The 13,841-nt window shown below is 71.4% G+C and carries 15 protein-coding genes; 9 read left to right on the forward strand and 6 right to left on the reverse strand.

Annotated elements, in window-relative coordinates; translation table 11 throughout:
* Positions 1-62 precede the first annotated feature (62 nt).
* From RGE_RS05755 to RGE_RS05765, 3 genes are read left to right on the forward strand one after another with little or no spacing between them, the layout of a single operon-like run.
* Entirely contained in the window at positions 63-1,196 is a 1,134-nt protein-coding gene (locus tag RGE_RS05755) for an aminotransferase class V-fold PLP-dependent enzyme (RefSeq protein WP_014427383.1), read from the forward strand.
* 51 nt (positions 1,197-1,247) lie between these two features.
* Positions 1,248-1,739, forward strand: a complete 492-nt coding sequence (locus RGE_RS05760; protein ID WP_014427384.1) for a hypothetical protein — start codon at positions 1,248-1,250, stop codon at positions 1,737-1,739.
* A 4-nt stretch (positions 1,740-1,743) separates the two neighbouring features.
* Positions 1,744-2,085, forward strand: coding sequence for an ArsC family reductase (locus tag RGE_RS05765; protein WP_014427385.1), 342 nt, complete (start codon positions 1,744-1,746; stop codon positions 2,083-2,085).
* Here the strand turns inward: RGE_RS05765 and RGE_RS05770 are convergent.
* Positions 2,082-3,173, reverse strand: coding sequence for a DNA alkylation repair protein (locus RGE_RS05770; RefSeq protein WP_014427386.1), 1,092 nt, complete (start codon positions 3,171-3,173; stop codon positions 2,082-2,084). The genes RGE_RS05765 and RGE_RS05770 overlap by 4 nt on opposite strands.
* A gap of 78 nt (positions 3,174-3,251) precedes the next feature.
* On the opposite strand from RGE_RS05770, the gene RGE_RS05775 reads away from it, so the two are divergent.
* On the forward strand, positions 3,252-3,959 hold the full coding sequence (locus tag RGE_RS05775; protein WP_014427387.1) for a riboflavin synthase: 708 nt from the start codon (positions 3,252-3,254) through the stop codon (positions 3,957-3,959).
* 82 nt (positions 3,960-4,041) lie between these two features.
* Positions 4,042-5,385, forward strand: coding sequence for an argininosuccinate synthase (argG, locus tag RGE_RS05780; RefSeq protein ID WP_014427388.1), 1,344 nt, complete (start codon positions 4,042-4,044; stop codon positions 5,383-5,385).
* Positions 5,386-5,502: 117 nt separating this feature from the next.
* Here argG and RGE_RS05785 read toward each other — a convergent pair whose 3' ends face one another.
* The 3 genes from RGE_RS05785 to RGE_RS05795 form a co-directional block, all read right to left on the reverse strand.
* Entirely contained in the window at positions 5,503-5,952 is a 450-nt protein-coding gene (locus RGE_RS05785; RefSeq protein ID WP_148280123.1) for a hypothetical protein, read from the reverse strand.
* A 143-nt stretch (positions 5,953-6,095) separates the two neighbouring features.
* Positions 6,096-6,443 (reverse strand): c-type cytochrome, encoded by a 348-nt coding sequence (locus tag RGE_RS05790; protein ID WP_014427390.1) that lies wholly within the window; start codon positions 6,441-6,443, stop codon positions 6,096-6,098.
* A gap of 2 nt (positions 6,444-6,445) precedes the next feature.
* Positions 6,446-7,732: a PQQ-dependent sugar dehydrogenase gene (locus tag RGE_RS05795; RefSeq protein ID WP_014427391.1), complete on the reverse strand. Its 1,287-nt coding sequence runs from the start codon at positions 7,730-7,732 to the stop codon at positions 6,446-6,448.
* A gap of 215 nt (positions 7,733-7,947) precedes the next feature.
* On the opposite strand from RGE_RS05795, the gene RGE_RS05800 reads away from it, so the two are divergent.
* Together RGE_RS05800 and RGE_RS05805 are read left to right on the forward strand one after the other, a co-directional pair.
* Entirely contained in the window at positions 7,948-9,780 is a 1,833-nt protein-coding gene (locus RGE_RS05800; protein WP_014427392.1) for a sigma-54-dependent Fis family transcriptional regulator, read from the forward strand.
* Between the two features lie 189 nt (positions 9,781-9,969).
* A complete protein-coding gene (locus tag RGE_RS05805; protein ID WP_043783846.1) occupies positions 9,970-10,302 on the forward strand; it encodes a hypothetical protein in 333 nt (110 codons plus the stop codon).
* A gap of 24 nt (positions 10,303-10,326) precedes the next feature.
* Here the strand turns inward: RGE_RS05805 and serC are convergent, their stop codons facing one another.
* Positions 10,327-11,409 carry a 3-phosphoserine/phosphohydroxythreonine transaminase gene (gene serC / locus RGE_RS05810; RefSeq protein ID WP_014427394.1) on the reverse strand — a complete coding sequence of 361 codons (1,083 nt, stop codon included), beginning with the start codon at positions 11,407-11,409 and terminating at the stop codon, positions 10,327-10,329.
* Positions 11,410-11,606: 197 nt separating this feature from the next.
* Here serC and RGE_RS05815 point away from each other — a divergent pair, with 197 nt between their 5' ends.
* Positions 11,607-12,050 carry a universal stress protein gene (locus tag RGE_RS05815; RefSeq protein ID WP_014427395.1) on the forward strand — a complete coding sequence of 148 codons (444 nt, stop codon included), beginning with the start codon at positions 11,607-11,609 and terminating at the stop codon, positions 12,048-12,050.
* An 18-nt stretch (positions 12,051-12,068) separates the two neighbouring features.
* Here RGE_RS05815 and RGE_RS05820 read toward each other — a convergent pair whose 3' ends face one another.
* Positions 12,069-13,079, reverse strand: a complete 1,011-nt coding sequence (locus RGE_RS05820) for an integron integrase (RefSeq protein WP_014427396.1) — start codon at positions 13,077-13,079, stop codon at positions 12,069-12,071.
* Between the two features lie 271 nt (positions 13,080-13,350).
* Here RGE_RS05820 and RGE_RS24990 point away from each other — a divergent pair, with 271 nt between their 5' ends.
* Positions 13,351-13,767 (forward strand): cytidine deaminase, encoded by a 417-nt coding sequence (locus tag RGE_RS24990; protein ID WP_081487572.1) that lies wholly within the window; start codon positions 13,351-13,353, stop codon positions 13,765-13,767.
* The last annotated feature ends 74 nt before the right edge of the window (positions 13,768-13,841 follow it).

Consider the following 13,841-nt stretch of genomic DNA (forward strand, 5'->3'; position numbering starts at 1 on the left):
GCCGAGGGCGGTGCTAAGCTGCCCGGCTCGTTCACGCGCCGCCTGGCGCCCAAGGAAGTCCCATGCCCGGATTGCTGCCTGACCTCGATCCCGACGGCCTGCTCGAGTACTCGGTCGTCTTCACCGACCGCGCCGTCAACCACATGTCGCAGAAGTTCCAGCGCGTGATGCGCGACCTGTCGGCGACGCTCAAAGAGGTCTACGGCGCGCACGCCGTGGCCATCGTGCCCGGCAGCGGCACCTTCGGCATGGAAGCCGTGGCGCGCCAGTTCGCCACCGGGCGCAAGGCGCTGGTCATCCGCAATGGCTGGTTCAGCTACCGCTGGACGCAGATCTTCGAGATGGGCGCCATCCCCGCCGAACACGCGGTGCTGAAGGCGCGCCCGGTCGCCGAAGGCGCCAGGCAGCCCTTCGCGCCGGCGCCTGTCGCCGAGGTGGTGGCGACGATCCGCGCGCAGCGCCCCGACGTCGTCTTCGCGCCGCACGTCGAGACCGCCGCCGGCATCCTGCTGCCCGACGACTACCTGAAGGCGGTCGCCGACGCGGTGCACGAAGTCGGCGGCCTGTTCGTGCTCGACTGCATCGCCTCGGGCGCGGCCTGGGTGGACATGCGCGCCACCGGCGTCGACATCCTGATCAGCGCGCCGCAGAAGGGCTGGAGCGGCTCGCCCTGCTGCGCCTTCGTGATGTTCAGCGAGCGTGCGCGCGAAGCGATCGGCGCGACCACCAGCACCAGCTTCGCCGCCGACCTGAAGAAGTGGCTGCAGATCGTCGACGCCTACGAGTCCGGCGGCCACGCCTACCACGCGACGATGCCGACCGACGCGCTGACGCGCACGCGCGACGTGATGCTCGAGACGCGCGAGATCGGCTTCGCCAAGCTGCGCGACGCGCAGTTCGAACTGGGCCGCCGGGTGCGTGCGCTGCTTGCCGAACGCGGCCTGCCCAGCGTCGCCGCGCCGGGCTTCGAGGCCCCGGGCGTGGTCGTCGCCTACACCGACGACGACTCCATCCAGACCGGCAAGGCCTTCGTCGCCCAGGGTCTGCAGACCGCCTCCGGCGTGCCGCTGATGTGCGACGAGCCGGCCGGCTTCAAGACCTTCCGCATCGGCCTGTTCGGCCTGGACAAGCTGCTCGATGTCGACGCCGCGGTGGCGCGGCTGGTGAAGGCGCTGGACGCGGTCAAGCCGGCCTGAGCTCGGGCCCGGCGGGCCCGAGCCCCGGCCCGCCGGTTGCCAGCACCTGCCATGCGCCGCCTGCTTGCTCCCCTGCTCGTCGCCGCCGCCCTGAGCGGCTGCGCGGCGATGAAGCCGCCCCAGCCCGGCTGGACCGAAACGCAGACGCTGGCCCACTGGGGCCCGCCGACCTCGCGCTACGCGCTGGCCGACGGTCTGACCCGGCTGGAGTACGCCACCGGGCCTTTCGGCCGCACGACCTGGATGATCGACGTCGCGGCCGACGGCCGCGTTGTCGCGGCGAAGCAGGTGCTGACCGAAGAGAACCTGATGGCGGTGCAGGGCCGCCTGCCCGGCATGTCGCGTGACGAGCTGCTGCGCACGCTGGGCCGCCCGGGTGAACGCCGCGGCGGCGGCTGGCAGGGCGGCGAGGTCTGGTCCTGGCGCTACGCGACCAACGAATGCTGGTGGTTCCAGAGCTCGATCGGCGACGACGGTATCGTGCGCGACGGCGTTTTCAGCCCCGACCCGCGCTGCGACCACCCGTCCGACCCACGAGACTGAGCCCATGATCGTCTACGGCATTCCCAACTGCGACACCGTCAAACGCGCCCGCGCCTGGCTCGCCGAGCAGGGCCGCGACTACACGTTCCACGACTTCAAGAAGGCCGGCGTGCCCGAGGCGCGGCTGGACGCCTGGATCGCCGCGCTCGGCTGGGAGCCGCTGGTCAACCGCCAGGGCACGACCTGGCGCAAGCTCGACGAAACCGTGCGCGCCGGCATCGTCGACGCCGCCTCGGCGCGCGCGCTGATGCTGGCCCAGGCCAGCGTCATCAAGCGTCCGGTCGTCGAGTGGGACGACGGCCGCATCACCGTCGGCTTCGACGCCGCGCGCTGGGCCGGCGCCTAGAGTTCCAGCTCGAACTCCGCACCGGCGACGACGCGGCCGTTGACCTGGACGTCGACGCGGTGCGCGCCGGCGAAGTAGCGACGCGTCGTGACAGGCTTCATCGAATGGCGCCTGGCCAGCGCGAGCGTCGCGCCCGCGGGCAGTTCCAGCTGCCAGCCCTTGAAGACCTTGGGCGTGCGCCGGCCGTCGGCCTTGACGTGGTGCACCAGGTAGTCGACGACGAGGCGCTGCGCCACCGCCGTGCGGCTGGCCAGCGTCAGCGACAGCGCCAGCGTCTCGCCGACCGCCAGCCGCGGCGGCGCCAGTTCCAGCACCGCGTCGCCGACGAAGTCTTCGCCGTGGCCCCACAGCGCCAGCATCGCGGCGTCGCCCTTCTTCACCAGCGTGCGGCTGGCGTGGCGCAGCAGCGCGCGGCGTTCGCGCGTCGCGCCGGGCAGGTGTTCACGCACCCAGTCGACGACGATCTCCGGGTGGTCCTTGGCGATGTCGTTGAGGTGGTTGGCGACGCTGCGGCGCACGAATTCGCTGGGGTCGTCCTGCAGCCGGCGCAGCAGCGGCAGGCTGGGCGACGGGTCGGCCACCAGCGCCGCCAGCCGCAGCCCCCAGGGCAGGCGCGGGCGCGTGCCTTCGCTGACCAGGCGGCGCACACGTTCGTCGGGGTCCTCGGCCCAGCGCGCGAGCGTCGCGTAGACCAGCGCCGGGTGCTCGACGATGAAGGGCCGGATCGCGAACTCGGCGGTGAAACGCTGCGTCAGCCGGTGCAGCGTCGCCAGCGCACGTTCGGGGTGGGCCAGGCCGCGGCGTGCGACGTATTCGCCGACCGGCCACAGCGCCCAGCTCTCCAGCCCGTCGTCGCCGGCCATCGCCGCGTCCAGGCGGTCGGCGGCGGCGCCGAAGTCCTCGGGCAGCGTCGCTTCCAGCGCGGCGCAGAGCTGCAGCGTGCGCGCCTTCAGCTCCAGCGCGTCCAGCCCGTCGGCGGCCAGGCGCTCGAAGGCGGCGGCGTCGAAACCCGGGCCGGCGGCCGCCAGGCGCGCGGCCATCTGCGCCACGAGTGCCGGGGAGATGAAGTTCTTGAACGGTTCGGCCATGCGCCGACGATAGCCTGCCGGTGCCTGCGCTAAGCTCGGCGGCTTCGCCGCGCCCGCGGCCCCTGCCTCGCATCACCCATGTTCACCGGCATCGTCCAAGGCATCGCCACCGTCGCCGCGCTCGCCGACCGGCCCGGCCTGCGCAGCTTCACGCTGCGGTTTCCGCCCGGCTTCGCCGACGGCCTGGCGATCGGCGCCAGCGTCGCCGTCGACGGCGTCTGCCTGACCGTCACCGAACTCGTCGGCACCGACGGCGCGCGCTTCGACGTCATGCAGCAGAGCCTGTCGCTGACGACGCTGGGCACGCTGGCCGAAGGCAGCCGCGTCAACGTCGAACGCGCCGCCAAGGACGGCGCCGAGATCGGCGGCCACCCGCTGTCGGGCCACGTCGACTTCACCGCCACGGTGGCCGAGGTGCGCCAGCCCGAGAACAACCACGTGCTGCGCATCGCCGTGCCGGCGCCGTGGATGCGCTACGTCTTCCCCAAGGGCTACATCGCGATCAACGGCGCCAGCCTGACGGTGGCCGAGGCCGACCGCGAGGCCGGCTGGTTCGAGGTCTGGCTGATCCCCGAGACGCTGCGCCAGACGACCTTCGGCGAGAAGGCGCCGGGCGCCGCGCTGAACGTCGAGATCGAGCGCGCGACCCAGGTCTTCGTCGACACCGTGCGCGCGACGCTGGAAGAGCGCCTGGGCCCGCTGCTGCCGGCGCTGGAGTCGCTGCTGCGCGAGCGCGGCCTGAACCCCGAGGCGCTGGCCGGCGGCGCGCCCAAGCTGCCCGGCTGACACCCTCGCGAACCTTGCGACAATCGCGGGTCGCCCGGCCGCGCCGCGCCCCGAATCCTCTTCGTCCCTTCGAGCCCGCACCATGTCTGCCACGATCCTCCAAACCCTGCCCGTCGGCGAACGCGTCGGCATCGCCTTCTCCGGCGGCCTGGACACCAGCGCCGCGGTGCACTGGATGCGCGCCAAGGGTGCCATCCCCTGCGCCTACACAGCAAACCTGGGTCAGCCCGACGAGAGCGACTACGACGCGATCCCGAAGAAGGCGCTGCAGTACGGCGCCGAGAAGGCGCGCCTCGTCGACTGCCGCGCGCTGCTGGTCGCCGAAGGCATCGCCGCGATCCAGTGCTCGGCCTTCCACATCAGCACCGGCGGCGCGACCTACTTCAACACCACGCCGCTGGGCCGTGCCGTCACCGGCACCGCGCTGGTCGTGGCGATGAAGGAGGACGACGTCAACATCTGGGGCGACGGCAGCACCTACAAGGGCAACGACATCGAGCGCTTCTACCGCTACGGCCTGCTCGCCAACCCGGCGCTGCGCATCTACAAGCCGTGGCTGGACCAGACCTTCATCGACGAGCTCGGCGGCCGCAAGGAGATGAGCGAGTACCTCGTCGCCAACGGCTTCGACTACAAGATGAGCGTCGAGAAGGCCTACAGCACCGACAGCAACATGCTGGGCGCGACGCACGAGGCCAAGGACCTGGAGTTCCTGAACAAGGGCCTCACGATCGTCAACCCGATCATGGGCGTGGCCTTCTGGCGCGAGGACGTCGAGGTCAAGGCCGAGACCGTCAGCGTGCGCTTCGAGGAAGGCGTGCCGGTGGCGATCAACGGCCGCACGTTCGCCAACGCCGTCGAGCTGTTCGAGGAAGCCAACCGCATCGGCGGCCGCCACGGCCTGGGCATGTGCGACCAGATCGAGAACCGCATCATCGAGGCCAAGAGCCGCGGCATCTACGAAGCCCCGGGCATGGCGCTGCTGCACATCGCCTACGAGCGCCTGGTCACCGGCATCCACAACGAGGACACGATCGAGCAGTACCGCCTGAACGGCCGCAAGCTCGGCCGCCTGCTCTACCAGGGCCGCTGGTTCGACCCGCAGTGCCTGATGCTGCGCGAGACCGCGCAGCGCTGGGTGGCGCGCGCCATCACCGGCGAGGTCTGGATCGAGCTGCGCCGCGGCAACGACTGGTCGCTGCTGGACACGCAGAGCCCGAACCTGACCTACGCGCCCGAGCGCCTGTCGATGGAGAAGGTGGAGAACGCCGCCTTCACGCCGGCCGACCGCATCGGCCAGCTGACGATGCGCAACCTGGACATCGCCGACACGCGCGAGAAGCTGGGCGTCTACAGCCGTACCGGGCTGCTGGGCAGCACCAGCGACGGCGCGATCCCGCTGCTGTCTTCGCCCGAGGCCGAATGATCACGGCCTGCGCACGATGAACAAAGCCGCCCTCGGGCGGCTTTTTCTTTGCCGTGGCGGACGCCTCAGTCCTTCACGGCGTGAACGGACGATGCCGGTCGCTTCGCGCCCGGCGCCTCAGTCCTGCTGCGGCCGTCCGACGATTTGCACGTCCAGGCGGGGTTCGGCCAGCTTCTGGTCGATGCGGCTCTCGACGAAGATGTGCTTGGGGTCGACGCCGCGGTCGGCGAGGAAACGTTTGACCGACTCCAGCCGCCCCGGCGTCAGCGCACGTTCGTCGCGGTTGCTGCCATCGATCTTCCACGGGCCGGTGGGCACCAGCAGCGCCACCTCGACCTGCAGGCCCAGCGCGTCGAGCACCAGCTCGGCCAGGCGCTGGCGGCCGTCGGCCGAGAGCTTGTCGCCGTCGAACAGGCCGCGGGCGGGCAGCGACGCGGTCTGCGTCTTCACCTCGCTCTTCTGCGTGCTGGGCACGAGCGGCGGTACGGGCTGGTCGCCCGGCGCCGGCATCGCGGCGCCTGCGGCCAGCAGGCACAGCAGGGCGAGGGACAGGCGGGGGGCTTGCATCGGTGTTTCTCTCGAATGGGAAGGTCTTCCGCCCCATTCTGCACGCCCGGCGCGTGCGAGGCACGCACCGCAGCGTCGCGCGCTTGCGCATCGTTGCACGCGAAACGACGGTGCGCGGCCCGCACCCTGGCGGGCCGCGCACCTCAACGCCCTTGCGCGTCGACGCGGATCGACGCGAACCAGGCGGCCAGGTTCTCGATGTCGCTGTCCGACAGCGGCTTGGCGATGACGTTCATCACCGGGTGCTGGCGCTGGCCGTTGCGGTAGTGGCGCAGCTGCGTCTCGAGGTACGCCGCGGGCTGGCCGGCGAGGTTGGGCGCCTCCGGATGCACGGCCACGCCCATGGTCCCGTGGCAGACGCTGCAGGCCTGGGCCTTGGTGCGCCCGGCCGCGACGTCCTGCGCCGCGGCCGGGCCGGTGGCCCCCAGCACGGCCCCCAGTACGGTCACCAGCACGGCCGCCACCACGGCGGCCAGCCACCAGGGCAGCATCGTCACGGCGCCTGGTAGCTGACGCGGTAGATCGCGCCGGCGAAGTCGTCGCTGATCAGCAGCGAGCCGTCCTTGGCCATCGCCACGTCGACCGGGCGGCCGCGGTAGATGCCGCTGGCGTCCAGCCAGCCTTCGGCAAAGACCTCGGTCTTGTCGGCCGTGCCGTCGGCCTTCAGCGAGGTGAAGAGCACGCGCGCGCCGATCGGCTTGGTGCGGTTCCACGAACCGTGCTGGGCCGAGAAGAAGCCGCCGCGGTACTTCTCGGGGAAGGCCTGGCCCGTGTAGAAGGCCATGCCCAGGTCGGCCGCGTGGGCGTCGGTGTAGACCTGCGGGTCGGTGATGTTGGGCGGCAGCGGGTCCTTGTCGTAGCCGAACTCGGTGATGCGCGTGCGGCCCTGCTTCCACGGGTAGCCGAAGAACTGGCCGGGTTTGGTTGCGCGGTTGATCTCGCCGGTGGGGATGTCGTCGCCCATGCCGTCGGTCTGGTTGTCGGTGAACCAGAGGCTGCCGTCCTTGGGGTTGAAGTCCATGCCCACCGAGTTGCGCACGCCGGTGGCGAAGACCTCGCGGCCGCTGCCGTCGAAGGCGTTCATGCGCACGATGCCGCCGATGCCCCACTGGCGGTACAGGTCCAGCTTGTCGCGCGCCGGCACGTTGAAGGGCTGGCCCAGCGTGACGTAGAGCTTGCCGTCGGGGCCGACGCGGCAGGTGCGTGCGCCGTGGTTGAAGCTCTCCTCCTCGGGCGGGATCAGCTTGCCCTGGCCGACGACCTCGATGACGGCGACGTCCGGGCCTTCGTAGAAGAACTCGGCGGCCGGGAAGTTGAGCACGCGGTTGTGCTCGGCGACGATCAAGAAGCCGTCCTTGGTCCAGCAGACGCCGTTCGGGTTGTGGAACTTCAGGCTAGGCGCGAAGGACTTCACCTCGTCGGCGACGCCGTCGCTGTTGCGGTCGGTGACGGCCCAGACCGTCGTCTTGCGCGTGCCGACGAAGAGCATGTTGGTGCTGGGCGCCACCGCCATGTGGCGCGCGTCGGGCACGACGGCGAAGAGCTCGATCGAGAAGCCCGGCGGCAGCTTGATGCGCTGCAGGTTCTGCCGGATCGCGTCGGCGTTGCGCCCGGTCTGCGGCACCTGCGGGATGTTCAGGTCCGTCGTCGCCACCTTGAACTGCTTGAGCTTGTCGATCGCGGTCTGCGCGCCGGCGCTCGGCACGGCGAGCACGAACGCGGCGGCGGCGGCAACGCAGGCCAAGCGCGGCGGCTTGGGGCGCGGGTGGCGGATGGGCATGGCGGTCTCCTCTCGTGTTCTCCAATGGACGAAGGCACCGGTTTCGGCGCAAGGTCCGCCGTCTGCAACCGCCGTTCCACCGGGGGTTCACCCGCGGTCCGCTCGCCCCGCACGAGGCAGGCGGCCGTGCCCCGGGTGTCGCGCCGCGCGACACCGGTCGTTCACGGTGTCCAGAAACGAAACAGCCGGGCGTCAGCCGGCAGGAGGAGCTGTCGATGCAACAGGAGCTCTGCGCGGCCGACCCGGCGCTGGCCCGCCGCGCCGCCGCCCTGGTGGTCGAGGGCGGCCCGCCCGACACGCTGATCCTCGACAGCTGGGCGCGCTGCGCCGCCGCCGGGCTGCAGGCCGGCGCCGCGGTGCAGGTGCCGGTGGTCGACGGCGGCGAACTGGCGCGGCGCCGCGAGCGCGCCGGCGGCGTGCGCCGGCTGGCGCTGGCGCAGATGGAGGCGCTGGTGCCGCAGATCGCCGGCTCGAACTTCCTGCTCGCCTTCGCCGATGCCGACGGCGTGATCCTCGACCTGCGTACCGACTCCCGTTTTTGCATGGACGACGGCGACGGCATCGTCACCGGCAGCCGCTGGCGCGAGGCCGACGCCGGCACCAACGGCCTGGGCACCGCGCTGGCCAGCGGCCAGGCGGTGGCGGTGACCGGGGGCGAGCACTTCTTCGAGCGCCTGGGCCGCATCTCCTGCACCGCCGCACCGGTGCACGACGTCGACGGCTCGCTGGCCGGCGTGCTCGACGCCTCGTCCTACGTCGCCGCACGCCAGCGCCATACGCTGGCGCTGGTACGCATCGCCGCCGTGCAGATGGAGAACGCGCTGCTGCGCCAGCGCATGCGCGGCCGCTGGGTCGTGGCGCTGGCGACGCGGCCCGAGTTCCTGGGCACCGCCAGTGAAGGCCTGCTGGCCTTCGACGACGCCGGCCGGCTGCTGGCGGCCAACGCGCGCGCGGCGCAGCTGTTGCACGGCGCCGCCGCCGCGGGCACGGCCTGCGAGGCGCTGCTCGGCGAACGCTGGGAGGCGCTGGTCTCGCGCTGGCGCCAGGACGGCGCGGCGCCGCTGCGCGCGGCCGGCGGCCTGGCGCTGCACGCCGCCGCGGTGGCGCGCCCGCCGCAGGCGCTGCCGCGGGCCTCCCGCCCCGCCGCCGTCACCGCCGCGCCGGGCGTCGTCGCCGACGACCCGGCAGTGGCCGAGGCCTTCCGCCTCGTCGAGGCGGCGGTGCGCATCACGGCGCCGATCCTGATCCAGGGCGAGACCGGCTGCGGCAAGGAGCTGCTGGCGCGCCACGCGCACGTCGCGAGCGGGCGGCGCGGGCACTTCGTCGCCGTCAACTGCGGTGCCTTGCCCGAGGGCCTGCTGGAGGCCGAGCTCTTCGGCCACGTCGGCGGCGCCTACACCGGCGCGCGCCGCGAGGGTAGCGTCGGCCTGGTGGCCAGCGCCGACGGCGGCACGCTGCTGCTCGACGAGATCGGCGAGCTGCCGTTGGCGCAGCAGGCGGCGCTGCTGCGTTTCCTCGACGATGGCCTGGTGCGGCCGGTGGGCGGCACGGCCAGCCGGCGCGTCGACGTGCAACTGCTGGCCGCGACCCACGTGCCGCTGGCCGAGGCCGCCGCGGCACGGCGTTTCCGCCCCGACCTGCTGTACCGGCTGGACACGGTGCGTGTGGAGCTGCCGCCGCTGCGCCGGCGCGAGGACTTCTGCGCCGCGGTGCGCAGCGTGCTGGCGACGCTGGACGGCGCCTCGCGCATCGACGACGAGGCCGTCGCCCGGTTGGCGCGGCACGACTGGCCGGGCAACTTCCGCGAACTGCGCTCGCTGCTGACGCGCGCGCTGCTGCGCCGCGGCGGCGGGCGGCTGGGGCTGGCCGACGTCGAGCCGCTGCTGCCGCCGCTGGCGCCCGCCGCGGGCTCGGCGCTGCAGCAGCAGGCCAGCGAACGCGTGCGCCGCGTCTTCGAACGCTGCGGCAACGTCAGCCGCACGGCGCGCGAGCTGGGCATCTCGCGCACGACGGTCTATCGCCACCTGCGCGCACCGCTGGCGCGCTGAGACCGGACGCGCAAGGCCGGAAGGCCTTGCACGCCTGTCGAAGGCCAGAGCGCGATTTCACGCGCGAGGGCTGAGGCCGGCGGCTACGCTTTGTTGCAAGCGGGGCGGGTTTCTTGACGCGGCGTGAATGGGGCGTAATGGCGTGCGTTTGCAATGGCAGCCATCGTCGAACAACCCGGAGAACCCGCGATGAAGAACCTGTCCCTCGTCTCGCTGGCCGCCGTGCTGGCGCAGGCCGGTGCCGCCGGCAGCGCCCAGGCGCGTGAACGCGCCGTGCAACGCGAGGTCTCGCGCAGCGACGGCCACGTGCAGAGCACCGTCACCGGCGCGGAAGGCCGCAGCTTCACGCGCGACACCACGCGCGCCGACGGCGACAAGTCGACGACGATCACCGGCGCCGACGGCAAGACCGTCAGCCGCGAGGTCGACCGCAGCGGCAACGACAAGACCGTCACCGTGACCGGCGCCGACGGCAAGACCGAGACGCGCACCGTGCCGCGCCGCCGCCTGCGCCAGCCGTAAAACCGGCGCCGGGGCCGTGCACGCTCAGCCGTGCGCGGCCTCGAACTCCTTCATGTAGGCCACCAGCGCCTGCACGCCTTCGATCGGCATCGCGTTGTAGATCGACGCGCGCATGCCGCCGACGATGCGGTGGCCCTTCAGCTGCACCAGCCCGCGTTCGTCGGCGCCCTTCAGGAAGGCGGCGTCGAGCGCGCTGTCGTGCAGGCGGAACGGCACGTTCATCCACGAGCGGCAGTCGCGTGCGATCGGGCTCGAGTAGAACGAGGTCGAGTCCAGGAAGTCGTAGAGCAGCGCCGCCTTGACGCGGTTGTGCTCGGCCATCGCGGCCAGGCCGCCGCGCGCCTTGAGCCAGTTGAACACCAGCCCGGCGATGTAGATCGCGTAGGTCGGCGGGGTGTTGTACATCGAGCCGTGCTCGGCGACGACCTGGTAGTCGAAGGCCGTCGGCGTGCAGGGCAGGGCGCCGCCGAGCAGGTCTTCGCGCACGATGACGATCGTCAGCCCCGAGGGGCCGATGTTCTTCTGCGCGCCGGCGTAGATCAGGCCGTAGCGCGAGACGTCGATCGGGCGCGACAGGATGTCGCTGGACATGTCGGCCACCAGCGGCACGCTGCCGACGTCGGGCGTCCAGTGGTACTGCACGCCGCCGATGGTCTCGTTGGTGCAGATGTGCACGTAGGCGGCGTTCGGGTCGAGCTTCCAGCTGTCGCGCGCCGGGATCGCCACCGAGCCGCCTTCGGCGTTGCTGGCGACGACGTTGACCTGGCCGTAGCGGCGGGCCTCGGCGATCGAGCGCCGGCTCCATTCGCCGGTGTCGACGTAGTCGGCGCCGGCGTGGCCGCGCAGCATGTTCATCGGCACGATGGCGTTCTCGGCGATCGCGCCGCCCTGCATGAACAGGATCTTGTAGTTGGCCGGCACCGCCAGCAGCTCGCGCAGCAGCGTCTCGGCTTCTTCGGCGATGGCCATGAAGTGCTTGCCGCGGTGGCTCATCTCCATGACCGACATGCCGCTGCCGTGCCAATCCAGCATTTCCTCCGCGGCCTGGCGCAGCACCGGTTCGGGCAGGGCGGCGGGGCCGGCGCTGAAGTTGTGGACGCGGCGCATCGGAAGCATCTCCTGGCAGTGGCTTGAAGCCGGGATTATCCCGGGCGCGCGGGGCCGCCGGTCTGATCCCGGTCGGCACGGCGTCGGCGGGGCTTCGGCGGCGACGGTCCGCGTCTTGAGATTGGTCAATGTGCGCGGGGCGCGCGGACCTAGACTGGATTCGAAGCCCCGCCCCCGGGGCGCCAAGAGGAAGCGAGATGTTCAAGCACCTGCTCGTGCCGGTCGACGGCACCGAACTCTCCGAGAAGGCCGCGCAGACCGCGATCGACCTGGCCGCCAAACTGGGTGCCGCGCTGACTGCCTTCGTCGCCGAACCGATGCCGCCGCTGCCCAACATGGGCAGCAGCCCGGCGGTCTACAAGCGCGATGCCGATGCGCACATGGCGCGCACCGAGCAGCACGCGCGGCAGGTGCTGGCGCGCATCGGCGAGCGTGCCGCCGAAGTCGGCGTCAAGTACCAGGGCAAGTTCCTGCGCACCGACGCCATCGACCAGGCCATCGTCGACGCCGCCAAGGAGTTCGACTGCGACCTGATCGTGATGGCCACCCACGGCCGCGGCGTGTTCGGCGAACTGCTGTTCGGCTCGCACACGAAGAACGTGCTGTCGCGCTGCAAGGTGCCGGTGCTGGTGCTGCACTGATGAGCACCTGAGCCGCGCTCAGCGGGCCGGCGCCAGCCGGTCCAGCGGGCTCTGCACCGCGTAGCCGCCCAGGCGCAGCACGTGGGTGTAGATCATCGTCGTCGCGACATCCGAGTGGCCCAGCAGCTCCTGCACCGTGCGGATGTCGCTGCCCGACTGCAGCAGGTGCGTCGCGAAGCTGTGGCGCAGCGTGTGCGGCGTGGCCGTCTTGGCAATGCCGGCGGCCTGCAGCGCCCTGGCGAACGCACGCTGGAAGGTGCCCGGCACCAGGTGATGGCGGCGCACGACGCCGCTGCGCGGGTCCACCGAATGGCCGCCCTGCGGAAAGACCCAGAACCAGGCCCAGCTCGAACCGGCGCGCGGGACCTTGCGCTCCAGTGGGTCGGGCAGTTGAACGCCGGCGTGGCCGGCCGCCGAGTCCTCGGCCCAGACCGCATGTACGGCGCGCAACTGTTCGCGCAACGGTGCCTCCAGCGTCGCCGGCAGCGTCACGACGCGGTCCTTACCGCCCTTGCCGGCGCGCACGACGATCGCGCGCTGGGCGAAATCGATGTCCTTGACGCGAAGCTGCAGCGCTTCGGTGATGCGCAGGCCAGTGCCGTACAGCAGCTCTCCCAGCAGCCGGTGGGTGCCGTCCAGCCGGTCCAGCACGGCGGCCACCTCGGCGGGCGACAGCACCACCGGCAGCCGGCGCTTGGGCACCGGGCGGCCGATCTCGTCCATCCACGGCAGCGACTGGCCGAGCACCTTGCCGTAGAGAAAGAGCAGCGCCGACAGCGCCTGGCGGTGCGTGGACACCGACAGCCCGCGTTCGGCGGCCAGGTGGCAGAGAAAGGCCGCGACCTCGGGCCCGGCCATCGTCGCCGGGTGGCGCAGCCCGTGGAAGCGGATGAAGGCCTTGGTCCAGTGCACGTAGGCCTGCTCGGTGCGCAGGCTGTAGTGGCAGTTGCGCAGGGCGTCGCGGAGCTGGTCGAGCAGGCGGCGAGGGGCGGGGGATCCGGCGGCGGCTGCGGCCGGGGTCGTGGGCATCGGGCCTGCGCCCGAGGGCGTGGCGGCTGATGCAGGACAAGCGGTGGACGGCGCCATCTCGGCCTCCCTTGGCAAGCCGGCGAACGCCGCCCAGAATGAGCTGTAACCGACGCCGCTTTTGTCTCCACTTTTACGTCGCTGCCGGACTCGGTCAACAGGGAGAAAAGTGTGGTCCGACAGGCACTTGATGCGCCCCGCCTGGGGGCTGTTACGCGGGCGTTGGGTGTGATAAACGGCAGTGGGACGCCGCATACAACACGTTAGGCCTCGCATGCCACTTGATCAGTCACTCGTCGATGCCGCAATTCAACAGGCGCTCGCCAGGTTTCCGTCTGGCTACGCGGGCGCCGCGGCGGTCCGAACAGAGTCTGGCCAAGTACTAACCAGCGTTTGCTTCGACGCGCCCAACACTGGCGCCAGCTTGTGTCATGAAACCGGCGCGTACTGCGAAGCCAATCGGATCGGCGCTACCGTTGTAGCCTCTGTATGCGTCTCTCGCAGCGAGCCCGGTAGGCCATTCCTCATCCTTTCTCCATGTGGCATCTGCCAAGAGCGACTTGCATTTTGGGGACCCAAGGTCCAGGTTGCTGTGGCGGTGCCTGGGAAGCCCGGTCAATGGCAATCCAAGCTCCTCTCCGAGCTTCAGCCTCACTACTGGGGCAACGCTGTTGCTGACGCTGGCGAGTGAGTATTTCAGTCGCCAGGGCCACCGCCGAAAAGCGAGGCCTAACCCCTTGCTCAAGCGGAGCCCCAACGGCACGC

The organism is Rubrivivax gelatinosus IL144, assembly GCF_000284255.1.
GTDB lineage: Bacteria > Pseudomonadota > Gammaproteobacteria > Burkholderiales > Burkholderiaceae_C > Rubrivivax > Rubrivivax gelatinosus_A.